Origin of the sequence: Polaromonas sp. CT11-55 (genome assembly GCF_047303325.1) — a bacterium.
Lineage (GTDB): Bacteria > Pseudomonadota > Gammaproteobacteria > Burkholderiales > Burkholderiaceae_C > Polaromonas.
Map to the genome: position 1 here is coordinate 141,446 of NZ_JBKBEX010000003.1, position 23,930 is coordinate 165,375.

Annotated in this window: 23 protein-coding genes; 15 read left to right on the forward strand and 8 right to left on the reverse strand. The window is 65.6% G+C overall.

Features of this window, described 5'->3' with window-relative positions; all coding sequences use genetic code 11:
* The first annotated feature begins 4 nt into the window (after positions 1–4).
* The 5 genes from purE to ACEN8I_RS04255 all read left to right on the forward strand — a co-directional run bounded on the left by purE (position 5) and on the right by ACEN8I_RS04255 (position 5,090).
* Complete coding sequence (gene purE / locus ACEN8I_RS04235; RefSeq protein WP_413326629.1) at positions 5–511, forward strand: 5-(carboxyamino)imidazole ribonucleotide mutase; 507 nt, start codon at positions 5–7, stop codon at positions 509–511.
* Positions 508–1,749 carry a 5-(carboxyamino)imidazole ribonucleotide synthase gene (locus ACEN8I_RS04240; protein WP_413326632.1) on the forward strand — a complete coding sequence of 414 codons (1,242 nt, stop codon included), beginning with the start codon at positions 508–510 and terminating at the stop codon, positions 1,747–1,749. The genes purE and ACEN8I_RS04240 overlap by 4 nt, the downstream gene beginning before the upstream one ends.
* Complete coding sequence (locus tag ACEN8I_RS04245; protein WP_413326635.1) at positions 1,749–2,747, forward strand: L-threonylcarbamoyladenylate synthase; 999 nt, start codon at positions 1,749–1,751, stop codon at positions 2,745–2,747. The genes ACEN8I_RS04240 and ACEN8I_RS04245 overlap by 1 nt, the downstream gene beginning before the upstream one ends.
* A 207-nt stretch (positions 2,748–2,954) precedes the next feature.
* Positions 2,955–4,415, forward strand: coding sequence for a hypothetical protein (locus ACEN8I_RS04250; protein ID WP_413326638.1), 1,461 nt, complete (start codon positions 2,955–2,957; stop codon positions 4,413–4,415).
* 51 nt (positions 4,416–4,466) lie between these two features.
* Positions 4,467–5,090 (forward strand): LysE family translocator, encoded by a 624-nt coding sequence (locus ACEN8I_RS04255; RefSeq protein WP_413326640.1) that lies wholly within the window; start codon positions 4,467–4,469, stop codon positions 5,088–5,090.
* Positions 5,091–5,100: 10 nt separating this feature from the next.
* Here the strand turns inward: ACEN8I_RS04255 and cutA are convergent, their stop codons facing one another.
* Positions 5,101–5,490: a divalent-cation tolerance protein CutA gene (cutA, locus tag ACEN8I_RS04260; RefSeq protein ID WP_413326642.1), complete on the reverse strand. Its 390-nt coding sequence runs from the start codon at positions 5,488–5,490 to the stop codon at positions 5,101–5,103.
* A gap of 170 nt (positions 5,491–5,660) precedes the next feature.
* Complete coding sequence (gene dacB / locus ACEN8I_RS04265) at positions 5,661–7,172, reverse strand: D-alanyl-D-alanine carboxypeptidase/D-alanyl-D-alanine-endopeptidase (RefSeq protein WP_413326644.1); 1,512 nt, start codon at positions 7,170–7,172, stop codon at positions 5,661–5,663.
* 110 nt (positions 7,173–7,282) lie between these two features.
* Between dacB and tsaB the strand changes: the two genes are divergently transcribed.
* The 3 genes from tsaB to ACEN8I_RS04280 are packed head-to-tail and all read left to right on the forward strand — an operon-like array spanning position 7,283 to position 9,275.
* Positions 7,283–8,032 (forward strand): tRNA (adenosine(37)-N6)-threonylcarbamoyltransferase complex dimerization subunit type 1 TsaB, encoded by a 750-nt coding sequence (gene tsaB, locus ACEN8I_RS04270; RefSeq protein ID WP_413327052.1) that lies wholly within the window; start codon positions 7,283–7,285, stop codon positions 8,030–8,032.
* Complete coding sequence (gene rimI, locus ACEN8I_RS04275; protein WP_413326646.1) at positions 8,029–8,508, forward strand: ribosomal protein S18-alanine N-acetyltransferase; 480 nt, start codon at positions 8,029–8,031, stop codon at positions 8,506–8,508. Before tsaB ends, rimI begins: the two co-directional genes overlap by 4 nt.
* A complete protein-coding gene (locus ACEN8I_RS04280) occupies positions 8,505–9,275 on the forward strand; it encodes a uracil-DNA glycosylase family protein (RefSeq protein WP_413326648.1) in 771 nt (256 codons plus the stop codon). Before rimI ends, ACEN8I_RS04280 begins: the two co-directional genes overlap by 4 nt.
* Positions 9,276–9,283: 8 nt before the next feature.
* Here ACEN8I_RS04280 and ACEN8I_RS04285 read toward each other — a convergent pair whose 3' ends face one another.
* Entirely contained in the window at positions 9,284–10,174 is an 891-nt protein-coding gene (locus ACEN8I_RS04285; protein ID WP_413326651.1) for a DMT family transporter, read from the reverse strand.
* A 132-nt stretch (positions 10,175–10,306) separates the two neighbouring features.
* Between ACEN8I_RS04285 and pyrF the strand changes: the two genes are divergently transcribed.
* The gene (pyrF, locus tag ACEN8I_RS04290) at positions 10,307–11,143 is read left to right on the forward strand and encodes an orotidine-5'-phosphate decarboxylase (RefSeq protein WP_413326653.1); all 837 of its coding nucleotides are present in this window, start codon (positions 10,307–10,309) and stop codon (positions 11,141–11,143) included.
* 60 nt (positions 11,144–11,203) lie between these two features.
* On the opposite strand, the gene ACEN8I_RS04295 is transcribed toward pyrF, so the two are convergent.
* The 5 genes from ACEN8I_RS04295 to ACEN8I_RS04315 all read right to left on the reverse strand — a co-directional run bounded on the left by ACEN8I_RS04295 (position 11,204) and on the right by ACEN8I_RS04315 (position 17,162).
* Positions 11,204–12,025 (reverse strand): amidohydrolase family protein, encoded by an 822-nt coding sequence (locus ACEN8I_RS04295; RefSeq protein WP_413326655.1) that lies wholly within the window; start codon positions 12,023–12,025, stop codon positions 11,204–11,206.
* 47 nt (positions 12,026–12,072) lie between these two features.
* Positions 12,073–13,080 (reverse strand): NAD(P)-dependent oxidoreductase, encoded by a 1,008-nt coding sequence (locus ACEN8I_RS04300; RefSeq protein WP_413326657.1) that lies wholly within the window; start codon positions 13,078–13,080, stop codon positions 12,073–12,075.
* A 32-nt stretch (positions 13,081–13,112) separates the two neighbouring features.
* Positions 13,113–14,162 (reverse strand): LacI family DNA-binding transcriptional regulator, encoded by a 1,050-nt coding sequence (locus ACEN8I_RS04305; protein ID WP_413326660.1) that lies wholly within the window; start codon positions 14,160–14,162, stop codon positions 13,113–13,115.
* A gap of 34 nt (positions 14,163–14,196) precedes the next feature.
* On the reverse strand, positions 14,197–15,996 hold the full coding sequence (locus tag ACEN8I_RS04310; RefSeq protein ID WP_413327054.1) for a TRAP transporter large permease subunit: 1,800 nt from the start codon (positions 15,994–15,996) through the stop codon (positions 14,197–14,199).
* A gap of 128 nt (positions 15,997–16,124) precedes the next feature.
* Positions 16,125–17,162 (reverse strand): TRAP transporter substrate-binding protein, encoded by a 1,038-nt coding sequence (locus tag ACEN8I_RS04315; RefSeq protein WP_413326662.1) that lies wholly within the window; start codon positions 17,160–17,162, stop codon positions 16,125–16,127.
* Between the two features lie 443 nt (positions 17,163–17,605).
* On the opposite strand from ACEN8I_RS04315, the gene ACEN8I_RS04320 reads away from it, so the two are divergent.
* The 6 genes from ACEN8I_RS04320 (at position 17,606) to ACEN8I_RS04345 (ending at position 23,907) form a co-directional block, all read left to right on the forward strand.
* Positions 17,606–19,210, forward strand: coding sequence for an ABC transporter substrate-binding protein (locus ACEN8I_RS04320; protein WP_413327056.1), 1,605 nt, complete (start codon positions 17,606–17,608; stop codon positions 19,208–19,210).
* Between the two features lie 13 nt (positions 19,211–19,223).
* Positions 19,224–20,318 carry an ABC transporter permease gene (locus ACEN8I_RS04325; protein ID WP_413326664.1) on the forward strand — a complete coding sequence of 365 codons (1,095 nt, stop codon included), beginning with the start codon at positions 19,224–19,226 and terminating at the stop codon, positions 20,316–20,318.
* Positions 20,315–21,229, forward strand: a complete 915-nt coding sequence (gene nikC / locus ACEN8I_RS04330; RefSeq protein WP_413326666.1) for a nickel transporter permease — start codon at positions 20,315–20,317, stop codon at positions 21,227–21,229. Before ACEN8I_RS04325 ends, nikC begins: the two co-directional genes overlap by 4 nt.
* Positions 21,226–22,074 carry an ABC transporter ATP-binding protein gene (locus ACEN8I_RS04335; protein WP_413326668.1) on the forward strand — a complete coding sequence of 283 codons (849 nt, stop codon included), beginning with the start codon at positions 21,226–21,228 and terminating at the stop codon, positions 22,072–22,074. The genes nikC and ACEN8I_RS04335 overlap by 4 nt, the downstream gene beginning before the upstream one ends.
* A 23-nt stretch (positions 22,075–22,097) precedes the next feature.
* Entirely contained in the window at positions 22,098–22,862 is a 765-nt protein-coding gene (locus tag ACEN8I_RS04340; RefSeq protein ID WP_413327058.1) for an ABC transporter ATP-binding protein, read from the forward strand.
* A 73-nt stretch (positions 22,863–22,935) separates the two neighbouring features.
* The gene (locus tag ACEN8I_RS04345) at positions 22,936–23,907 is read left to right on the forward strand and encodes a dipeptidase (protein ID WP_413326670.1); all 972 of its coding nucleotides are present in this window, start codon (positions 22,936–22,938) and stop codon (positions 23,905–23,907) included.
* Positions 23,908–23,930 lie beyond the last annotated feature (23 nt).

Here is a 23,930-nt window from a genome sequence, read left to right on the forward strand (position 1 = left end):
CCCAATGACGACGACAAACAATCCAGCCGCCCTGGTGGGCGTGGTGATGGGCTCCAGCAGCGACTGGGAGACCATGCAGCACGCGGTGCAGATCCTCACGCAGTTCGGCATCGCGCACGAAGCCCGTGTGGTGTCGGCTCACCGCATGCCCGACGAGTTGTTCGCCTACGCCGAAGCCGCTTCGGGCCGAGGCCTGCAAGCCATCATCGCCGGCGCCGGCGGTGCGGCCCACCTGCCCGGCATGCTGGCCGCCAAGACCACCGTGCCCGTGCTAGGCGTGCCGGTGGCCAGCAAGCACCTGCAAGGCGTCGATTCGTTGCACAGCATCGTGCAGATGCCCAAGGGCATTCCCGTCGCCACCTTCGCCATCGGCAACGCCGGCGCGGCCAATGCGGCCCTGTTTGCGGTCGCCATGCTGGCCCTGCACGACAAGGCGCTGGCCGCCAAACTGCTGGCCTTTCGGGTCGAGCAGACCGCCGCCGCCCACGCCATGACCCTGCCGCCCGCATGAGCCTTCCTTCCGGACTCCCTGTTTTCCCCGGCACTGTTTCCGTCTCCGGCCAGCCCGCCACGCTGGGCGTGATGGGCGGCGGCCAGTTGGGCCGCATGTTTGTGCATGCCGCGCAGCGCCTGGGCTACTTCACCGCCGTGCTGGACCCCGACGCGCAAAGCCCGGCCGGACTGGTGAGCCATCACCACATCCAGACCGGCTATGCCGACGAGCAAGGCCTCAAGCAACTGGCTGCGCTGTGCGCCGCCATCACCACCGAATTCGAAAACGTGCCGGCCGGCGCGCTGCAGGCCTTGGCCGCCAGCCGCCCCGTGGCACCGGGGGCGGCTGCCGTCGCCATCGCGCAGAACCGCATCGAGGAAAAGTCCCATTTCACCGCCAGCGCCGCAGAATCGGGCGCGTTGGCCGGGGTCGGCTGCGCGCCCTATGCGGTCATTGAAACGCAGGCCCAGCTCGAGGCCGCGCCGGCCGGCCTGCTGCCCGGCATATTAAAAACCGCGCGCATGGGCTACGACGGCAAGGGCCAGGTCCGCGTCAGGAACGCGGCCGAACTCGCCACTGCCTGGACGGGCCTCAAGCAGGCGCCCTGCGTGCTCGAAAAAATGCTGCCACTCAAGGCCGAATGCTCGGTCATCGTGGCGCGCGGCTGGGACGGCCGCATCGTGAGCTTTGCGCCGCAGCGCAATGTGCATGTGGACGGCATTCTGGCCGTGACCCAGGCCTATGAGGGCAATATGCCGGCTGCGCTGGCGCAACGCGCATTGGCCGCGACCCATACCATCGCCAACCATGTCGGCTATGTGGGCGTGCTCTGCGTCGAGTTTTTCCTGGTCGACGACGGCAGTCCCGACGGCGCGCTGGTCGTCAATGAAATGGCGCCGCGCCCGCACAACAGCGGCCATTACACGATGGATGCCTGCGATGTTTCGCAGTTCGACCTGCAGGTCCACGCCATGGCCGGCTTGCCGCTGCCGCAGCCGCGCCAGCATTCGCCGGCCATCATGCTCAACCTGCTGGGCGATGTCTGGCTTGATGCCGATGGCCGGGCGCGCACGCCCGATTGGCAGGCCGTGCTGGCCCTGCCGGGCACGCATTTGCACCTTTACGGCAAGACCGAAGCGCGCGCCGGCCGCAAGATGGGCCACCTCAATATCACCGGCACCGATATCGCCGCGGTCAGGGCCACGGCGCGCCAGGCGGCCGCCATCCTGGGGCTACCCGGCCTTGAAGACATCTGATGATTCTGTCCGGCACCGATCCACAGGCCATTGCTGAGGCTGCCCGCCGCATCCAGGCCGGCGAGCTGGTGGGCTTTCCGACCGAAACGGTGTACGGCCTGGGTGCCGACGCGTCCAGCGATCAAGCCGTCGCCGGCATTTTTGCGGCCAAGGGCCGGCCGGCGGACCATCCGCTCATCGTGCATGTGGCCGACGCCGCACATGTGGGGGTTTACGCGAGCAGCGTGCCGCCTTTCGCCGCACGTCTGATGAAAGCCTTCTGGCCCGGACCGCTCACGGTGATCCTGCCGCGAAAGCCCGGCGTGGCCGCGGCTGCGGCCGGCGGCCAGAATTCCATAGGCCTGCGTTGTCCCTCGCACCCGGTGGCGCTGGCTTTCCTGAAAGCCTGCAACACAGGCGTGGCCGGCCCCAGCGCCAACCGCTTCGGCCGCGTCAGCCCCACCACCGCGCAGCATGTGCGGCAGGAGTTCGGTGACGGCCTGTTGGTGCTGGACGGTGGCCCCTGCGATGTCGGCATCGAGTCCAGCATCGTCGACTGTACGCGCGGACGGCCTGTGCTGCTGCGCCCTGGCGTGCTCACGCGCGCGCAGCTGGAAGCCGCCTGCGGCGAAGCCGTGTTGGGCAAGGATGAATTCAAGCGGCAGGCCCTGGACCTTGTGGGTGAAGCGCCGCGCGCCTCCGGCACGCTGGAGGCGCACTACGCCCCCAACGCCAAGCTGCGCCTCATGGATGCCGGGGCCATACAGACGGCGCTGGACCTGTTGGGCGCCGATGCGGCCCACATCGCGGTCTATGCGCGCAGCATCGTGCGCATCAAGTCCGAAAAAGTGCTGTACCGCCGCATGCCCGACGACGCGCTGGCCACCGCGCAGCAGCTGTTTGCCGTGCTGCGCGACTTCGACGCCAAGGGCGTCAAGCTGATCTGGGTGGAAAACCCGCCGCCGGACGCCGAATGGGACGGCGTGCGCGACCGGCTGGGGCGCGCTGCCGCGAGTTGAGGCTTACCCTCCCGCGAGCCTCCGAGGTATAAACGAGGCTCCGCCAACAGCGTCGACTGCTGCGCAGGATGAACGCGCTGTGCCGAAACGCGTTTCAGTCAACGTCTACATGGGATGCATATTTTGGAACACTCCGTGTCACAACACCCCTTGGGCAGCGCGCCAGCGAGTGCTTCGCATGCAAGCCCCTGGCTAAAGCTCTGGCGCATGACGGCCTTGGCGATGATCATCATCGCGGTGGTCTTCATCAGCGTTGTGCCCCAGGTGTCCAATGACTTCTGGCTGCAGGCAAAGGTGGGAGAGCTCATCGCCAGGGACCACACCATCCCGAAAACCATCCTGTTTCCTTTCACGGAGATACGCGACGCTCGTTTCAACGCGCACGAATGGCTGCCCTCCTTGATGTTTTACTGGCTCATCGGCCTGGTTGGTGAAGATGGGCTCCCCTTGGTCATGGGCGCCGCGGGCGTCGCACTGTTCTGTCTCATGGCCTGGTTGGCCTACAGGCGAAGTGAAAGAAATCTGCCGCTTGCCCTGCTGTTGGGGCTTCTGGCTGTTGGCATAGAGAATCAGCGCCATTTCCTTCGCCCTGAGCTTGTTTCGCTGTTTCTTCTTGGTTTTTACTGGCTCCTGCTGGAAGCTTGCCGGCGAAGGCCGCAGGTGCTCGCTTGGGCGGGTGCATTGCTGGTGGTGGTTCTCTGGGCCAATACCCACGGCTCTTTTATCCTGGCTCCCGTCATCGCGGCCATCTACGCTGTGGGCTTGTGGCTGGATGGGCTTCGTTCCGGTACCGCGGGGGATTTGCGCCAAAAGCAGTTGCCCAAGGCCTTTGCCGTCTTTTCCATCGCCGCCCTGGCCGCGTGCGTGGTCAACCCTTTCGGTGTGGAACTCCTGCAGTTTGTCGTGAGCTTCGGCGGCGATACGGACAAAATCATCATCAATGAGTGGATGCCGACTTTCAGCCCGGGTTGGTACCAAATCCCCGCAGTCTGGATGGGGCTTGGCTGCGCTGCCCTCACCGGCACGGTGATGCTGCTTCGATGGCGCAATCTCAGTGCCGTAGACACTTTGCTGTACCTGATGTTTTTGGTCCTGGCGCTGAAAACCGTTCGCTTTCTCGTTTACCAGGGCATGGTCGCGGCATTTGTACTTTCGGCGCTGGCGACTGCGGGGCAGCAGGGCGCAAAGAAACAAATCCGGATCTATGCGGCCAGCACTTTCGCGGCGGCTCTTGTGCTGGGGCTGGCTTCGCAGTTTGGCAATGCTTTTGGTGCCTTTCCGCATTCGGCGCTGGGAATCAGCCCGAGCTACACCAGCTTCATGGTCAAAAAATTGAACGCTCCTGATTTGCAGGGCAATGTGATCAATTCATATGAGCTTGGAGCGGAGCTGGTCTATCGGGCCTATCCACGGCTTCGCCCTTCTATCGATTCAAGAATTGATTCATACGGAGGCGCGTACACGTGGCTGAATGGCCGCCTGTTTCAGGATGACGCACTGCTGACTGACTACGTGAAAAAATACGATGTGCGCTACATGTTACTGAGCCATCGGGATTTCCGGTCCGTTGAAAAATTGGCAAGCTGGACCAGTGGGCGCTGGACCATCCGGGCCATGGACCAACGGGCTGTATTGCTGCAAAGAAGCGACCTGCCTCCCGCGCCTTGATCCAGCGAGGGCCATGGCGCGATCCCATAATATTGACGTCAAGGGACATCGATGTTTTCCATCCTCCTCACCATCTGGTTTCTCCACGTTGCGGCCATGATGAGCCCCGGCGCCAATGTGCTGCTGGTGTCACAACTCGCGGCGAGTGATCGGGCGCGCAGCGCGGTGTTTGCGGCCCTGGGTGTGACGACCGGGGCCGCCATCTGGGCGCTTTGCGCGGTGCTGGGCGTCAATGCGATCTTTCAAGTCTTTCCGGGGCTGCGCCTGGCGCTTCAGGTGGCCGGCGGCCTGTACCTGCTTTATGTGGCGAGCCGGCTCTGGCGTTCCGGCGGCGTGGCGCTGGGCAATACCGGCCCCACGGTGTCCTCACCGGCGGCTTTCCGGCTTGGCTTTCTGACCAATATCACCAATCCCAAGTCGGCGCTGTTTTTCGGCAGCGTGTTTGCCGCATCGTTTCCGGCTTCGCCCAGCCCGGCTTTGCAGGCCGCGGCGGTGACCATGATCGTGCTCAACGCGCTGTGCTGGCATACCTTGTTGGCTTACCTGTTCTCGCGAGAGCGGGTGCGGCTGGCCTATGCCCGTACGCGTGGAGCGGCCAACCGTATCGCTTCGGTGGCTGTGGGCGCATTGGGCCTTGGGCTGTTGGCGGCTTCCTTGCGCGAGGCGCGCTCCTAGACTCTGCTTTTTAAGGCAGCGCGAACTGCCCCTCGGGCTCCGGTTCGTCCGGCCCGGCCCGCGTTTCCTCGTCGAGCCATTGCATATAGGCCGCGGAACCCGCGGTGATCGCTATCTGCACAATCTCCGGCGTCTCGTAGCTGTGGTGCGCACTGATGAAGCGCTCCAGCGCCGCGTAGCGTGCCTGCGGCGTTTTGACCGACAGGCGAAATTCGTTTTCGTTGCAAAGCCTGCCCTGCCAACGGTAAACGCTCTGGATGGGCTGGATCTGCACGCAGGCACCCAATCGGGCTTCGACAATGCCTTGGGCCAGGTTTTGTGCCTCTTGCTCCGTGGCGGTGGTGGTCAGCACCAGGCAATACACCTGCTTGCTGGTGGGGGGATGGCTGCTTGCTTGCATGGTGAGGCTCCGGTTCGACCTGCCGCCCCGGACAGGGTGGCTGCCCAAATTTCAGGCATTGTGGCGCAGGCCGCGCCAGATGGGGTTTTGGCCCTCAAGCCGCGGGGTCATCAACAGCCTTGTCCACACCCCTCAGGGATAACTTGCCTGCCCCGGGGCCGGAAAACTCCCTAGCGGGCTGCTTCTTTGACGGCCCATTCCAGCAGCGCGTCCAGCGCCGGGCGCGCCGCGCCGGCGTTCGGGTGGTTGATGAGCCCTACCACGATATATCGCGTGCCGCTGTGGCCGTTGGCGTAGCCCGCTATCGCGCTCACGTCGCGCAGCGAACCGGTCTTCAGGAAGGCCAGCCCCGCCACGCTTTTACCGCGCTCTCGCAGCGTGCCGTCCACACCCGCCACGGGCAGCGAATCGGCAAAATCCGCGGCCAGCGGGCTTCTGGCGGCATGCAGCAGCAGGGCCGACAGGCCCGCCGCCGTCACACGCTCCTGGCGGCTCAGGCCAGAGCCGTTGTCCATCAAGGGCGGCGCCGTGCCCGGCAGGTTTTTTTTCCACCAGGCGGCCAGCGCGGCGTGGGCCGATTCGAGCGTGCCGGCTTTGGGCTGGCCCAGGCCGGCATGCAGGCCCAGCGTCAAAAAGACGTGCTGGGCCATCACGTTGTTCGAATATTTGTTGATGTCACGCACCACTTCCAGCAGCGGCGGCGAGGGGTGCTCAAACCGTATCGAGGCTTTTTCGCCCGAGAGCGTGCCGGTGCTGCGCAGCATGGCCAGTTCCTGCGGCGTCGCGTCGCGCGCCGTGCCGGTCAGCAGGCCGCCCAGTTGCCTCCACGAGCCCTCGATGGCGCGCGCGGCAAAGCTGGCCGGGTCGGCATAGGCGCTGGGCCAGATTTTTTCGCCGCAGGCCGACGAATAGGTGCCGAGGAATTCGATATTGACCGGATTCTCGACGCTGGCGCGCAGCTCGCTGCGCCAGTCTCCGCAGCGCGCCACGCGCACCAGGGGCACGCTGGCGCCCACCTGCACGCCCGCCAGCGGCGGCTCGTAGCGCACCAGCGCGCGGCCGCTGGGCAGGTCCGGCGTGAAAGTCATCACAATGGATTTGAAGTTGATGAGAAGCGCATCGGGCCGCGCGTTGTAGGGCCGCAGCGGTTCGCCGTCGAACTCGCCTGGGTCGGTGGCGGGCACGCTGAAGGCGCTGCGGTCCAGCACGATGTCGCCGCGAATCACCCGCGCGCCGCCGGCCTGCACCTGGGCCAGCAGGGCCTGCAGGCGCTCCACGACGAGTTTGGGGTCTCCCCCGCCCTGCACCACCAGGTTGCCGTTAAGCAGGCCGCCCGAGGTGCTGCCGTCCAGTATCACCCTGGTCTTCCAGGTGAAATCGCGGCCCAGCGCATCGAGCGCCGAGTAGGTGGTGACCAGCTTCATGACCGAAGCCGGGTTCATCGGCGTGTCTATGCGCCAGCTCAGGCGCGGCACCGGCTTGCCGCTGGCCGCTTCGACCACCAACATGGACACCGCGTCGCGCGGCACCTTGGCGCGCGCCAGGGCTTTTTCAATTGGCGCGGGCAGGCGCGGGGCTTGCGCCAGGGCGGTATGGGGAATGCAGGGCAGGGCGGCGATCAGCGCGGCGGCCAGCAGGCCCCGCGCAACAGCATACGGTGCGCGCGGCGGGTCTTGGGTCATGCGGAGATTATCGCGGCAGCGTGCCGGCCGTTGGCGGGGATAATCGGGTACACATACCCGCCAGCTCCTTGATTCAAGCGCTGCCGGCCCTGATAGACCTGACCGACCGCATGCCCCAATTCCTCAAATTCCTCGCCTTTGACACCAGCACCGACCGCATGTCGGTGGCCGTGACGGACGGCGCGCGGATCTGGCAGCACAGCGGGCCCGGCGGCGCGCAGGCCTCGACCACGCTGATCCCGGCCGTCCTCGCGCTGCTGGCCGAGGCCGGGCTGGCGCTGGGCGAGCTGGACGCCATCGCCTTCGGGCGCGGCCCAGGCTCGTTTACCGGCCTGCGCACCGCCTGCGCCGTGGCCCAGGGCTTGGCCATGGGGGCAAGGGACGGCACCGGCATGCCGGTGCTGCCCATAGACACGCTGATGGCGGTGGCCGAGGAGGCGCGTTCGCGGCAGCCCGGCGCCAAGCCGTCCACCGTCACGGCGCTGCTCGACGCGCGCATGGACGAGATGTATGTGCAAAGCTTTGAATTCAGCAATGGCCAGTGCCGCGCGCTGGGCGAATGCGAGCTGCTGCGGCCCGAGGACTTTGTGCCCGATGCGGCGGCCGGGCTGCTGGCCGGCAATGTGTTTGCCGTCTATGCCGGGCGCCTGCCAGCCGCCATGCCGGCGCAGGCCGAGGCCCTGCCCACAGCCGCCGCCTTGCTGCGCCTGGCGCCCATGCTGGCCGCCGCCGGGCACTGCGTGAGCGCCGAGCTTGCCCTGCCGCTTTACGTTCGCGATAAAGTAGCGCTCACCACCGAGGAGCGCGAGCGGGTCAGGGCCGCCAAGCTCCTTGCTGAGATCCCGCCCCTTTCACCATGAACGCCATCCTCAAGCCCCTGGAAGCCCAGTTCGAAGCCATGACGCCCGCCTGGCTGGATGCGGTGCTGCGGGTGGAGCAAAGCGCCTACAGCCAGCCCTGGACCAAGGGCAACTTCCTCGACTCACTCAATGCCGGCTACCAGGCGCAGCTGTTGACCGCCGGCAACGCCCCCGATTCCCAACTGCTGGGCTACTTCGTGGCCATGAAGGGTGTGGACGAGGTGCACCTGCTCAACATCACCGTCGCGCCCGAACACCAGCGCCAGGGCTGGGCCCGCATCATGCTCGACGGGCTGGCGATCTGGTCGCGCGCCCAGGGCGCGCAGTGGCTGTGGCTGGAAGTGCGTGTGAGCAATGCGCGCGCCAAGGCGGTGTATGAGTGCTATGGCTTTCGCCATGTCGGCACGCGCCGCAACTACTACCCGGCCGGCGCCTCCGCGCGCGAAGATGCCGTGGTCATGAGCCTGGCCCTATGAGCCTGGACCTCGACAAACGGCATCGCGCCATGCTGCGCGAGATGGGTGTGCGCGTGTGGCTGCCGCAGGCTGCGCCCGCGGCCGAAGCGATGATGGACGCGGCTGTTGCCCGCGCCGGCGCAGCGGCAAGCCCCGTTGCGGACCTGCCGCAAGCCACGCCAGCGGCTACCCCCGTGGTGCGCGAAGCGCCGCCGCCGGCGCGCACCCCGCCCCCTCGCGCGCCGGTGGCTGCTCCGATCGCCGAAGCGCGTGAAGCCGCCGCACCCAATATCTCAGGCGCCTGGAGCATGGGCACGGCCCAGGCTTTGTATGCCGAGGCCGCCCATGCCGAAGGCGCGCGCTGGCTGGTGCTGGCTGAAACGCCGGCGGCCGCGCTGCAGCGCGAACCCTTCAACCCTTTCGAGGGCGACGCCGGCAAGCTGCTTGACAACATGTTGCGCGCCGCCCGTCTGCACAAGGCCGGCGTGGTGCTGCTTGCGCCGCTGGTGCGCGGCGCTGCGGCCGGCGTGGGCGCCGCCCCGCCCGAGGCGCTGCCGGCCCTGCTGGCCAGCGCGCAGCCCGACATCGTGCTGGTCATGGGCCGGCTGGCCGCGCAGGCCTTGCTGCAATCGAGTGAGCCCTTCGGCAGGCTGCGCGGCCAGGTGCATGCCCTGCACGGCGCCCAGGCGGTGGTGACTTATGACGCCACCTATTTGCTGCGCAACCCCTCCGACAAGGCCAAGGCCTGGGACGACCTGTGCCTGGCGATGGGCCGGGTTGCCGCCTGATTCCTCTTTCAGCCTTTTTCAGCGAGCGGACGGCTGGGCGCCAGCACCGAGGCGATCGCCACCGCCATCAGCAGCACCGCGGCCCAGTCCTGCCAGTGCAGCACCTCACCCAGGCCCAGTGCGCCCGAAAACACGCCCAGGATGGGAATCATCATCACGCTCAGCGTTGAGGCCACGGGCGGCAGCGCGCGCGCCAGTGTGAACCAGGCTGCGTGGGCAAAACCGAAGATCAGTACCGCGTTGTAGACAATCGCCGCCCAGGCCGTGGGTGAAGGCGCTTTCCACTGCGGCAGCTCGAACACCATGCCCAGCCCGCTCATCACCACGGCCGTCATCACCGTCATCCAGAACGAGATCGTCAAGGTCGCGGCCTGTATCGTGGTCTTGCGCAGCAGCTGCGTGCCCAGCGCCCATACGGCCGCCGCCACCAGCGCGCACAGCACGGCCAGCGGCCGGCCCGTCAGGTTGGTCAACTCATACCAGAGCAGCAGGGCCACGCCCAGCGCCGCGGCAGCCACCCCCAGCCAGTTGCGCGGTTTGAGCTTGGCGCCGAAAAACCAGGCGCCCAGCAGCGCCGAGAAAATCGGCATGGTGTAGCCCAGGATGGCGGCGCGCCCGCTGCTCAGGTTTTTCACCGCCAGGATGATGAGCGCATGCCAGACAAACATGTTCGCCGCCGCCAGCCAGAACAGCTCGCGCCATTTGTCGCGCGGCACAAAAAACGGCACCTTGAGCAGCACCATCGCCAGGCCCAGCACCGGAATGCCCAGCCAGATCGAGATTGCGCGAAAGGTCAGCGGCGGGTAGTCCGCGACGCCCATTTTCATCACCGGCCAGTTCAGGCCCCAGACCAGGGTGAGCAGGACCAGGAGGACGAGTTGGCGGCGGGAGAGTTGCATGAAGTTATTGTGCCCCCACGCTCCGCCGCTACGCGGGTCGCTGCCCCCGAGGGGCCGCCCGCCTGCGGCCCGGCAAAGCCGGTTCCGCGGCTCATGCTGGGCTAAGAGCTAAGGCTCTATTTACAATGGGGGATGACTTTTCTTGACATGCTGGGCGCCGCGGAACGCCAAAACAACTCCATGCTCTGCGTCGGCCTGGACCCGGAGCCGACCAAATTTCCCGGCAAGCTCAAGGGCGACGCCAACAAGATTTACGATTTCTGCGCCGCGATCGTCGACGCCACCGCCGACCTGGTGATCTCCTTCAAGCCGCAAATCGCGTATTTCGCGGCCCACCGCGCCGAAGGCCAGCTCGAACGCCTGATGGAACACATGCGCCGCGTCGCGCCCCAGGTGCCCATCATCCTGGACGCCAAGCGCGGCGACATAGGCTCCACCGCCGAGCAGTACGCCAAGGAAGCGTTCGAACGCTATGGCGCTGACGCGGTGACGCTCTCGCCCTTTATGGGCTTTGACTCCGTCGCGCCCTATCTGAAGTACCAGGGCAAGGGCGCGTTTTTGCTGTGCCGCACTTCCAACCCCGGCGGCGACGATTTGCAGAACCAGCGCTTCGCCTCCATCGAAGGCCAGCCGCTGCTGTACGAACACGTGGCGCGCCTGGCGCAAGGGCCCTGGAACCTCAACGGCCAGTTGGGCCTGGTGGTGGGTGCGACCTACCCGGCCGAGATTGAGCGTGTGCGCACCGTGGCGCCCACCTTGCCCTTGCTGATTCCCGGCGTGGGCGCACAGGGCGGCGATGCCGTCGCCACCGTCAAGGCCGGATGGCGTGCCGGTGCGCCCATCATTGTCAATTCCTCGCGCGCGATTTTGTACGCGTCGTCGGGAGATGATTTTGCCGACGCCGCGCGGCGGGAAGCGGTGAAGACGCGTGATGTGCTGGAGGCGGCCCGGGCGGAGGCTTCAAAGTAGGTTGTTTGTGGCTATTGGCCGGTTCGCGCCCTGCTGCGGGCGCACTCACAGGACAAGCTCTTAGCGAAACCCGTATAACCCCGCCGGGTTGTCCACCAGGATCTTCCGCCTCACCTCATCGCTTGAAACCCATGAAAACAGCAAGTCATAGAGGTCGACCTCGGAGGGCGGCGGGTTGCGCCCCGGGTGCGGCCAGTTGCTCGCCCAGAGACAACGTTCCGGAAACTTCTCGGCCAAGGTGCGCGCGATCAGGCTCACGTCGTCATAGCCGGGCGCACCCACTTTGGAGGTTTCGTAGGGCGCCGACAACTTGATCCACACCTTGCCGGTGTCCAGCACGCGCAGCAGCGACTGGAAGGCGGGATGCTCGGGCTTGACGGGTTCGAGGAACTTGCCGTTGTGGTCAATCACCAGCTTGCAGGGCAGGCGCTTGAGCACTTCTTCATGCTCAGGGAAATTGCGGCCGTCGAGTTGCAGATTGACCATCCAGTCCATCGCCGCCATGCGCGCGGCCATGGGCTCCAGTGACGCCCACGGCAGCACCGGGTTGATCATCATGTAACGCACGCCGCAAATGCCCCCGTCGTGCAGGCGGCGCAGCTCGGCATCCGTCACCTCGGGCGCCACCAGCGCGATGCCGCGGCCCGACTCGCCGAGCTGGGCCACGGCATCCAGCGTGCAGCTGTTGTCAAAGCCGTAGGCCGAGGGCTGGACAATGACCGCGCGGCTCAAGCCCAGGGCTTTTTGCACTTCGCGATATGTGGACACCGGCAGATGCGGCGGCACCCAGGCCACATTGGGCACCATGGGGTATTTGTCTTCGTAGATGTGCACATGGCAGTCGCAGGCGCCGGCATAGGTTTTGTTCTGGGTGGCTTGCATGAAGGAAAGGGCTTTCGAAGAAAACGGGAAGTGAGGGTGGGCGGCATTCAGGCCGGCTGCGGCGCTTGCGTGGCCTGTTGCCAGCGGTGGGCCTGCGCCGCGTTCACCGCGCCCTGGGGCGCGCGCCCCTGCAGCAGTTCGGCCACCTGGGCCACGGTTTCCATCGCCTGGTGCTCCACCGCGGGCGGCGTGAGGCCGCCGATGTGCGGCGAGGCAATCACGCGCGGGTGCGCGGCCACGCGCGGCGAAGGCATCTGGTCGGGCGCGCGGCCCACGTCGACCGCGCAGCCGGCAATCGTGCCGGCGTCCAGCGCGGCGATCAAGGCCTCGTCATCGACGAGGTTGCCGCGTGAGGCATTGATAAAAAACGCGCCGGGTTTCATGGCCGCGAAGGTGGTGGCGTTCATCAAATTCTCGGTCGCTTCGGTCGCGGCGGCCAGGCAGACCACGTAGTCGGAGCGCTGCAGCAAGGGCAGCAGTTCGACCTGCTCGAGTTCCTTGCGGCCTGTCGGCGTATAGGGGTCGTGCACCACGATGCGCATGCCGAGCGCCAGCGCCAGGTCGCAGAGGTAACGGCTGATCTGCCCATAACCGATCACCCCCAGCGTGGCGCCGCGCAGCTCGCGGCCCATGGCCGGCACTACGGGCCGGCCCGCGTGGTAGTCGGCCGTGGTGGCGCTGATGTGGCGGCTTAAATCAATCATCACGCCGATGATCCATTCGCTGACCGAGGGGATAAAACCTGCGCTGGCCTGGGTGACCAGCACGCCGTGGCGGCTGGCGGCCGGCACGTCGATGTTGCGGATGTCGATGGCGCAGCGCACAAAGGCCAGCAGGCGCGGCAGCGCGGCAAACAGCGCCTCGTCGCCTACCGTCTGGCGGTAGGAAATGATGACCTCGCAGCCGGCGGCCAGCGCGGCCAGTTCGCTGGAGGAGAGGTCGGTGTCGCCCGGGTTGAAGCGCACCTCGGCGACGGCCTGCAGCGCGGCGATCGCGCGGTCGCCGAAGTAGTGCCCGAGCTTGCTCTGGGGGTGGCTGACAAAAACCGTTGTCATTCAAAAACCTTGTGTTCAGTGCGTGCCGAAAATCAGCGTTCACGGGCCTGGTATCTCGCGGCCGAGTCGCGCGCCACCAGCGTGGGCTGGAAGATGTATTCCCGGGTCTCTATGGAAGGGTCGGCCAGCCGGCTCATCACGCGTTCGACCATGACCTGCGCCATCTCGGGCACCGGCAGGCGCACACTGGTCATGGCCGGATGCATCAGGGTGGAGAGGAACACGTTGTCGATGCCGATCACCGACACGTCTTCGGGCACGGCCAGGCCCGCGTCGCGAAAGCCCGCCATCAGGCCGAAAGCCATCAGGTCGTTGACGCCTATCACGCCGGTGGGCCGCTCGGGCAGTTTGGCCAGCAGGCCGGCCTGGGCGCGGCCGACTTCGCTCATCATCGAGTCCCCGTACTCGTCGACCGGCGTGCCTTCGACCACGTGGGCGCTGCCTTCCAGCCCCGCGCTTTTCGCGGCCGACAGGAAGCCGGCGATTTTTTCGTTACGGCTCATGGTGCGGCCGGCCGGTGTGACGAACGCCAGGCGGCGGTGGCCCAGGTCTATCAGGTGCTGCGTGGCGATGCGCGCAGACTCGAAGCTGTCCACCGTGACGTGGTCGACGATGGAGCGCCTATTCGGCGTGGCGCGCCTGTCGTAGCTCACCATCACCATGCCGCGTTCGGCCGCGGCCTCCACGTGCTGCTCGTCGATCAGCGAGGAGATGATGATCACGCCGCGCACGCCGTGGGCCAGCAGGTCGTCGAAGAAGCGCGTCTCCTTGTCCCTGTCGCGGTAGGTGTTGCCAATCATGATGCGAAAGCCGTAGCGCTCTTGCGCCAGGGTTTCGATCTCGCGCGCGATGAAGCCGTACATGGGGTTGGCCATGGACGGCACCAGCAGGCCTATCAGCGGCGTGTAGCCGGTTTTGAGCTGGCGCGCCGTGGAGTTGGGCCGGTACTTGAGCTCGGCGATCGCGGCTTCCACGCGCGCCAGCGTCTCGGCGGCCATGCGGTTGGCACGGCCGTTGAGCACGTTGGACACGGTGCTGGTGGAAACCCCGGCCAGGCTGGCGACATCTCGGATCTTGCTCACGGCGTTTGTCTTTTCATCAAGGAGTTGAAGGCGGTCACAGCCCCATGCGAGTAGGGAGCCACAAGGAGAATTGCGGCACCAGCACCAGCAGGATAAGCGTGACGAACAGCACCGCCAGGTATTTCATCATGGGCCGGGCCACGTCCTTGACGTGCGTGCCGGTGATGGCGCAGGTGGCGAACAAGCCCAACCCGACCGGCGGCGCGAACAAGCCCAATCCCATGGCAATCACCATGACGGTCCCAAAATGTAATGGATTGACGCCCAGCTGGGAGGCAATCGGCGTCAGCAGGGGGCCGAAAATGATCAGCGCGGGCGCGCCTTCCAGCACCGCGCCGAAGACGATCATGATGAGCACCGAGAGAATCACGAACATGGTGCTGCCGTAGGTGTGCGCAAAACCTATCATGAAGGTCGACAGGTATTGCGGGATCTGCTGTATGGTCAGCGCAAACGACACGCTGGACGCCGCCGCCACGATAAAGAGGATGCCGCCGGCCATGGAGGCAGAGCGCACAAAGAGCTGCGCAACCGACCTGACCGTGAGCTCGCGAAACGCCATCCAGCCCACCACCAACGCATAGACCACCGCGAAAGCCGAGACCTCGGTGGAGGTCGCCACGCCCGAGGTCACACCCTTGCCTATCATGGCCACCATCACCAGCGCCACCATGGCGCCGCCCAGCAGGCGCAGCATCGGCGTGCGCACGTCAAAGGCTTCGTCTGGGTTGATGCGCGTGCCCACGTAAATCGTCACCGCCGCCAGCGACAGCGCCAGCACCGCGGCTGGCACCAGCCCGGCCATGAAGAGGCCGGCAATCGAGATGTTGGCGACAAACCCCATGATGATCATGTTGATGCAGGGCGGAATCGTCTCGGCCATCACGGCCGTGCAGGCCAGCAGGCCCGCGGTTTCGTTCGGGTCCTGCTTGGTCTTGCGCACCGCCGGCATGATGATGCCGCCCACCGCCGCGATGTCGGCCAGCTTGGAGCCCGACACGCCCGAGAAGAAGGCGGTCGCTGTGATGGTGATCAGCCCCAGCCCGCCACGCACCCGGCCGAACATGCGCAGCAGCAGCTCGATGAGGCGCGAAGACATGCCGTTGGACTCCATCAGCAGCCCGGCCAACACAAAGAAGGGAATTGCCAGCAGCACATAGTGGTCGGTGCCCGCCATCACCTGCTGTGAATACACCAGCATGGGCAGGGAAGGGTCGGCCATGAAGAACACCAGTGAGGACAGGCCCAGCACAAAGGCAATCGGCACGCCCAGCAGCAGCCCTCCCAGGAAGCCGGCGGTCAGCAGCATCCAGGGCTTGATGGCCAGGCCGGGCAGCAGCATGTTCCAGCCCACCACCGCCGCCACCATGGCGATGCCGATTCCCAGTGTGGACCAGACCACGCGCGAAGGCCCATTGACTGCGTTGGCGATGCCGAACAGGGTCATGAACAGGCTGCCGATCACGACGGGGAAGGTATAGATCCATTGCGGCAGGCCTATGGGCGTGGTGCTGGACCAGGAGTCCACCAGCAGGCCGACCGACGAGACGAAGAGGCAAGCCGAAACCCCCACGATGATCCAGCTCGCGAACTGGATCAGCGCCGGCTGCCAGCGCGCGGGCAGGAGGCCGCGGAAGATGTCCACGCCCACGTGCTGGCTGCGCGCCAGAACGGTCGCCGCGCCGAAAAATACCAGCACGATCATCAGTGCCCGCGCCACCTCCTCGGCCCAGTCGAAGGGCTCGTGCAGAAAGTAGCGGAACACCACCGACGCAAACACCACCAGCACGTCGACGGCCAGCACCGCGCCCGCGACGTACTCGGTCATGCGCATCAGCCAGGCCAGCCAGCGACCGGGCGAATGGCCGACGCTGAAACCGGGGGCGGACGCGTGCGCCGGGTTGTGCGTGACGGCCTCGGGTACCACCGCGGGCAGGGCCGCCGACAGACTGGCTTCCATGCTCAGCCCCGCGCCGCGCTGATGGCCGTGAACAGCGGCGCGGTTTCAGGGTATTGCTTGGCAAAGCCGGCCCAGAGTTTGGTTTCCATTTCCTTGCGCACCTGGTCGCGCTCGGTTTTGGCCATGGGCGTGAAAGTGATGCCGAGTTTCTTCAAGTCTTCTATGCCCTGCAGGCCTTTTTCGGTGCCGGTCTTGCGCAGCTGCACCGTCGAATCGGCGGCGGCCTTCATGAAGGCCGGGCGCAGTTCGGCCGGGATCCGCTCTACGCCGCGTTTGCCCATGATGCACACCATGGGGCTGAACAGGTGCTCGGTCATCCAGCAGTGCTTGACCACCTCGTTGAGCTTGCTGGCCAGCACCGTGCCCGAATCGTGTTCAAAGCCGTCGACCACGCCGGTCTGCGCGGCCATGTAGAGCTCGCCGAAGGAAATCGGCGTGGGGATGGCGCCCATGATCTTGAAGGTCTCGATAAAGGCCGGCGTCGGCAGCACGCGCAGCTTGACGTTCTTGATGTCGGCCAGCGACTTGACCGGCTGCTTGGTGTAGACGTTGCGGGCGCCGTAGTGTGCGCTCCAGGTGATGACCTGGCAGCCGGTGCTTTTCTGCAGCATCTCGTTGAGTTTGGCGCCCACGCCGCTGTCCAGCGCCTTGGCCACGTGCTCGTAGCTGTCGAACAGGTAACCCAGGTCCAGCATGCCGAGCTGCGGCGTCACCGTGGCCCAGATGGACGAGCCGGTCAGCATCATGTCGATGGAGCCGACCTTGACCTGCTGCACCACGTCGCTCTCCTTGCCGAGCTGGTTGTTGGGAAAGTAGTCGATGCGTATCTTGTCGCCCACAGCCTTCTTGAGGTTGGCCTCCATGAGCTGCTGCCAGGCGAAGTGGGAGGAATTGAGGTCGGGCAGGTGCGCGGACGACAGTCGCAGTGCGACGGTGGACTGGGCCCTGGCCAAGCCGGAAAACCCCGCCGCCATGGCAACGGAGGCGGCGGAGGCGGCAGAAGTGGCCTGGACAAAGCGGCGGCGTGAAAGTGAACTCATTTTTTGTCTCCTGATGGTGTTTTGCGGTGCGCTGGGGAATCTCGGCGTTCTTTGTAGAACGATTTACTGTATCGTTACACTAAATCAACCGTCAAGCTGGACGAGCGCGGTTTTGCTAGGTGTTTTCCTCCGTAAATCGGTGTTTGGGGCCGGTTTTGCCATCAGCGGCAAAAGCGCGATGAAATCCGGGGAGACAGACCCGACGCCCCTTTTTGGTTCGCTCGGCAATCGCGGAAAACCCGGGTCTTGACGCGAGCGGGCAGCGGCGCAGAATGCATCAGCTGCCGAGCTTGTATGTACAAGTTACGGGCGGCAACAAGCGGGGTGTATGGGCACGGTTCGTGCTCTCCTCCTAAGCCTCCCAGGCCCAGGGCGCAGCCGCCATAAGCGGCGCGGCGCATTCTTTTTGAACCGTCCAACAGAAGGAAACCATCTTGAACCACATGCTCCCCCTCATCAGCCGGCGCGTGCTTTGCGCCACGGCCGCGGCCGCCATGCTGGCCTGCGGTGCCGGCGCCGCGCTGGCCGCCACGCCCAAGGACACGCTGGTGCTGGCCTTCGGCTTTGACGACATCATCACCATGGACCCGGCCGAGGCCTTCGAGCTGTCCGCCGGTGAGATCATGGGCAACACCTACGACCGCCTGCTGCGCCTGGACATCAACGACCCTTCCAAGCTGGTGGGCGACGTGGCCAAGTCCTGGAACGTCTCGGCCGACGGCAAGACCTATACCTTCGAGATCAAGCCCGGCCTCAAATTCGCCTCGGGCAATCCGCTGACGGCTGAAGAGGTGGCTTACTCGCTGCAGCGCGCTGTGATGCTGGACAAATCCCCGGCCTTCATCCTGACGCAGTTCGGTTTTTCCAAGACCAACGTCAAGGACAAGATCAAGGCCACCAGTCCGACCGTGCTGACCATGGAGACCGACAAAGCCTACGCACCGACCTTTGTCTTCAACTGCCTGACGGCCAATGTGGCCGGCATCGTAGACATGAAGCTGGTGCAGTCCAAGGAGGTCAACGGCGACTGGGGCTATGCCTGGCTCAAGACCAACTACGCAGGCTCCGGCCCGCTCAAGCTGCGCGAATGGCGCGCCAATGAAATCGTGGCGCTGGAGCGCAACGACAACTACTACGGCACCAAGTCCAAACTCGCGCGGGTGATCTATCGCCACGTGAAGGAATCGGCCACGCAGCGCCTGCTGCTGGAAAAAGGCGATATCGATATCGCGCGCAACCTGAGCCCGCAGGACATCGCGGCGCTCTCGGCCAACAAGGACGTGAAGCTCACTTCCACGCCCAAGGGCACGGTCTACTACATCAGCCTGAACCAGAAGAACCCCAACCTGGCCAAGCCCGAAGTGCGCGAAGCCATGAAATACCTGGTCGATTACGGCGCCATCGGCGACACGCTGGTCAAGAACATCGGCGTGATCAACCAGAACTTCCTGCCGCAGGGCCTACTGGGCGCCAGCACCGAAAAGCCCTATAAGCTCGACGTGGCCAAGGCCAAACAATTGCTGGCCAAGGCCGGCCTGCCCAACGGCTTCAAGGTGACCATAGACATGCGCACCATACAGCCGGTGCAGGGCATTACCGAAGCCTTCCAGCAGACGGCCAAGCAGGCCGGCATCGACATCGAGATCATTCCCGGCGACGGCAAGCAGACGCTGACCAAGTACCGCGCTCGCACCCACGACATGTACATTGGCCAGTGGGGTGCCGACTACTGGGATCCGCATTCGAACGCCGACACCTTCACACGCAATCCCGACAATTCCGACGACGCCAAGTCCAAGCCCCTGGCCTGGCGCAACGCCTGGGCGATTCCCGAGCTGACCAAGCAGTCGGACGCCGCCGTGCTGGAGCGCGACGCCGGCAAGCGCAAGAAGATGTACGAGGAACTGCAGGCCGAGTTCCGCAAGACCAGCCCCTTCATCATGCTGTACCAGCAGACCGAGGTGGCGGCCTACCGCAGCAATGTGGACGGCCTGAAGCTGGGCCCGACCTTCGACAGCAACTACGTGTTCAACGTGTCCAAGCGCTGACAGCTCCACGACTTTGGCCATCCCCGACCCCACGGCCGCCGGCGTCGCACCGCTCAGTGCGGTGACCACACGCACGGCGGGCCAGCGCCTCACGCCGCACGCCAAAAGCTTTGGCAACTTCCTGGTGGTGATCCTGCTCACCTACCTGGGCCTGCTCGCGGTGACGTTTTTCATAGGCCGGGTGATCCCCATAGACCCGGTGCTAGCCATTGTGGGCGACCGCGCGCCGGCCCATGTGATCGCGCGCGCGCGCGAAGAGCTGGGCCTGGACAAACCGATCTACCAGCAGTTCTACATCTACCTGGGCAAGGTGCTCAAGGGCGACTTCGGCACCTCGGTGCTGACAGCCAACCCGGTGATGACGGACATCAAGCGCGCCTTTCCGGCCACGCTGGAACTGGCCAGCCTGGGCATCTTGATAGGCGCGGGCCTGGGTGTGCCTCTGGGTGTGTGGGCGGCCGTGCGGCGCGGCAAGCTGGTGGACCAGGTGGTGCGCGTGATCGGCCTGGTCGGTTATTCGGTGCCCATCTTCTGGCTGGGGCTGATGGCGCTGGTGGTGTTTTACGCGCGCCTGGGCTGGGTCTCGGGGCCGGGCCGCATCGACGTCAGCTATGAATACACGCTCACGCCGGTCACCGGCCTGCTGCTGCTGGACACCGCCATGGCCGGCGAGTGGGAAGCTTTTCGCAATGTGTTTTCGCACCTGATACTGCCGGCCTTGTTGCTCGGCTATTTCGCGCTGGCCTACATCAGCCGCATGACGCGCTCCTTCATGCTCAATGAGCTCGCGCAGGAATACGTGATTGCCGCGCGCGCCAAGGGCTTGTCGGAGTCGCGCATCATCTGGCGCCATGCGCTGCGCAATGCCATGGTGCCGCTGGTGACGGTGATCGCGCTGTCCTATGCCGGCCTGCTGGAGGGCTCGGTACTGACCGAGACCGTGTTCGCCTGGCCGGGCCTGGGCCTGTACATCACCAACTCGCTGCAGAACGCCGACATGAACGCGGTGCTGGGCGGCACCATCATCGTGGGCTCGGTTTTTGTGGGCCTGAATTTGCTCTCCGACGTTTTGTACAAATTGCTTGACCCGAGGACTCGCATCCGATGACTTCCAGAGCCGCCTCTTTGCGTGATTGGCTGGCGTCGGACAGGCCCACCTCGCGCCGCCAGGCCTTTATGGGCCGGGTCTACCACGGCTGCCGCGATTTTTCGCGCAACCGGCTGGCCATGCTGGGCCTCCTTATCGTGCTGGGCCTGGTCGGGGTAGCGATCTTTGCCGAGGTGCTGGCGCCCTATTCGGCCTATACGGGCGACCTGCGCACCACGCGATTGCTGCCGCCCTCGTGGACCCACTGGTTCGGCACCGACGACCAGGGACGTGACATCCTCTCGCGCATCATCATCGGCTCGCGCATCACGCTGATGGTGGTGATCCTGGTGGCGGTGCTGGCCGCGCCGCTGGGCCTGATCGTCGGCACCGTGGCCGGTTATGCCGGCGGCTGGGTCGACGCGGTGCTGATGCGCATCACCGACATCTTTCTCGCGTTTCCGCGCCTCATCCTCGCGCTGGCCTTTGTCGCGGCGCTGGGGCCCGGCATACAGAACGCGGTGATTGCGATCGCCATCACCTCATGGCCGCCTTATGCGCGCATGGCGCGGGCCGAGACGCTGACCATACGCCAGACCGACTACATCGCTGCTGTGCAACTGCTGGGCGCCTCGCCCTGGCGCATCGTGCTGAGCCACATCATGCCGCTGTGCGTGTCGTCCGTGATCGTGCGCGTGACGCTGGACATGGCCGGCATCATTTTGACGGCTGCCGGCCTGGGCTTCCTCGGCCTGGGCGCGCAGCCGCCTATGCCGGAGTGGGGCGCGATGATCGCCAACGGCCGCCTGTATGTGCTGGACCAATGGTGGGTGGCGGCCGCACCCGGCGCCGCGATTTTTGTCGTGAGCCTGGCCTTCAACCTGCTGGGCGACGGCCTGCGCGACGCGCTTGACCCCAAGGCTGCCAAATGACGGACGCCAACGTTCCCCTGCTGGTGGTTGACGATCTGCGCGTGAGCTTTCCGCGCCGGGACGGTGGCATGACGGAGGCGGTGCGCGGCGTGTCTTTCACACTGGGCCGCGAGCGCCTGGGCATCGTCGGCGAATCGGGCTCTGGAAAGTCGCAGACCGGCCGCGCCATCATGGGGCTGACCGCACCGGAAGGCCGCATAAGCGCCAAACGCCTGGAGTTTTCCGGTGTCGATTTGCTCAACTGCGTGCCGGCGCAACGCCGTGCCCTGCGCGGCGGCCGCGTCGCCATGGTGCTGCAGGACCCGAAGTTTTCACTGAACCCCGTCATGACCATAGGCGCGCAAATCGTGGAAACACTGCAGGCCCACACGCGCGTCTCGTCGGCCGAGGCCAGGAAACGCGCGCTCGCCGCGCTCGAATCCGTGCGCATCGACGACCCTGCGCGCGTCTTCAAGCTCTACCCGCATGAAGTCTCGGGCGGCATGGGCCAGCGCGCGATGATCGCGATGATGCTGATCGCCGACCCCGACCTGCTGATCGCCGACGAGCCCACCTCGGCCCTGGACGTCACGGTGCAACTGCAGGTGCTGTCCATACTCGACACCCTGGTGGCCGAACGCGGTATGGGCCTGATATTGGTTTCGCACGACCTGCGGCTGGTGTCCACTTTCTGCGACCGCATCCTCGTGATGTATGCCGGCCGTGTGGTGGAGGAACTCGCCGCCGGCGGCCTGGCCCAGGCCAAACACCCTTACACACGCGGCCTGATGGCCTGTCTGCCGCAACTGGGCGCTTCCACCCATCCGCTGGCCACGCTGGACCGGAAACCGGAGTGGGCGCTGTGAGCACGGCGACTGGACCCACCGCACTGGGCCTGGAGGCCAGCGGCCTGCGCGTGGAATACGACGGCTTTGTCGCGGTCGCCGGCACCTCCTTCAGCGTGGCTCCCGGCGAAAGTTTCGGCATTGTCGGTGAATCGGGTTCGGGCAAGTCCACGGTGCTGCGCGCCATCTGCGGGCTGGCGCCGCGCACGGCCGGCACGGTCCGGCTGCTGGGCCAGGATAGCGCACCCGGCAGCAAGGCCTTCAGGCGGCAGGTGCAAATGGTGTTCCAGGACCCTTATGGTTCGCTGCACCCGCGCCACACGGTGGACCGCATCCTGGCCGAGCCGCTGGCCATCCACGGCATTCTCGATGCGCAAGCGCGCATAGAGCGCGCACTGGAGGAAGTCGGCCTGGGCGCGGGCTTTCGCTTTCGTTACCCACATCAGCTTTCGGGCGGGCAGCGCCAGCGCATCGCAATCGCGCGAGCCCTGATTCTGGAGCCGCAAATCCTGCTGCTGGATGAGCCTACTTCGGCGCTTGATGCTTCGGTGCAGGCCGAGGTGCTCAACCTGCTCGAAGAACTGCGCCGCCGGCGCGGCCTGACCTTCATCATGGTGAGCCACGACCTGGCCGTCGTCACCCATTTGTGCGAGCGGCTCATGGTGATGCAGCGCGGCCAGACAGTGGAGATGCTGCCTTCGGCCGACCTGGCGGCGCACAAGGTCACTAATGCCTACACTCTGAGCCTGATGGACGCTTCCACCGGCTTCAAGCGCCGCGCCGAGGCCGGGGTGCCCACCACGGCATAGTGGTGGCTATGCTTGACTGGCGCATCGGGCGTGCGCGTGCTTTAATTTCCTTTCACCCACGGAGGCCTCCGACATGATCAACTGGGAAGCCCATGCCTGCCTGCCGCTGCACCCGGCGGCTGACTTTTCGCCCATGGACGCCTTGCGCGCCGCGGGCGTCAACTATGTGTCCATCAACGTCGGCATGGACATGAACCCGGTGTCGCAAATCATGGCGGTGATCGCCGCCTTTCGCACCAGGATCGCGGCGAACCCGGATCGCTACCGGCTGGTCTCCAGCGTGGAGGAAATCCGCGAAGCCGCCGCGGCGGGCGTGCTTGCCATCGGTTTTGACCTCGAAGGCGCGATGCCCCTGCAGGAGCACACCGAGATGGTGGCGCTGTACCGCGAGCTCGGCGTGCGGCAAATTCACTTTGCCTACAACCGCAACAACAGCGTGGCCGACGGCTGCCATGACGAGGCGCGCGGGCTCACGCCGCTGGGCGTGCGCATGGTGCGGGCCGTCAACAAGGCCGGCCTGCTCATGGACTGCTCACACACCGGCCGGCGCTGCAGCCTGGACATCATGGCGGCCTCGTCAAAGCCGGTGATCTTCAGCCACGCCAACCCGCTGGCGCTGGTGGAGCACGGCCGCAACATCACTGACGAGCAGATACGCGCCTGCGCGGCCACCGGCGGCGTGGTCTGCATCTCGGGCGTGTCGGCCTTCCTCGGCACCAGCACGCCGCACGCCCGCGACATGGCGCGGCATGTGGCCTATGTGGCCGGCCTGGTAGGCGCGCAGCATGTGGGCATAGGCCTGGACATCAGCTTTCGCCAGGACGAGCTCAACGACAACCCGCCCGGCGACTACGACCCTGACTACTGGTGGCCCAAGGCTGCCGGTTACGACCGCAGCGTGCAGCGCATGACTTACACGCCGGTCGAAACCTGGCGGCTGTTGCCCGAGGCGCTGCGCCAGGTGGGCTTGGGCGCGGCCGAGATCGAGGGCGTGATGGGCGACAATATGATGCGTGTCGCCGGCATCGCCTGGCAGCACGCCTGAACATCCCGCAACCCACCGGCAGC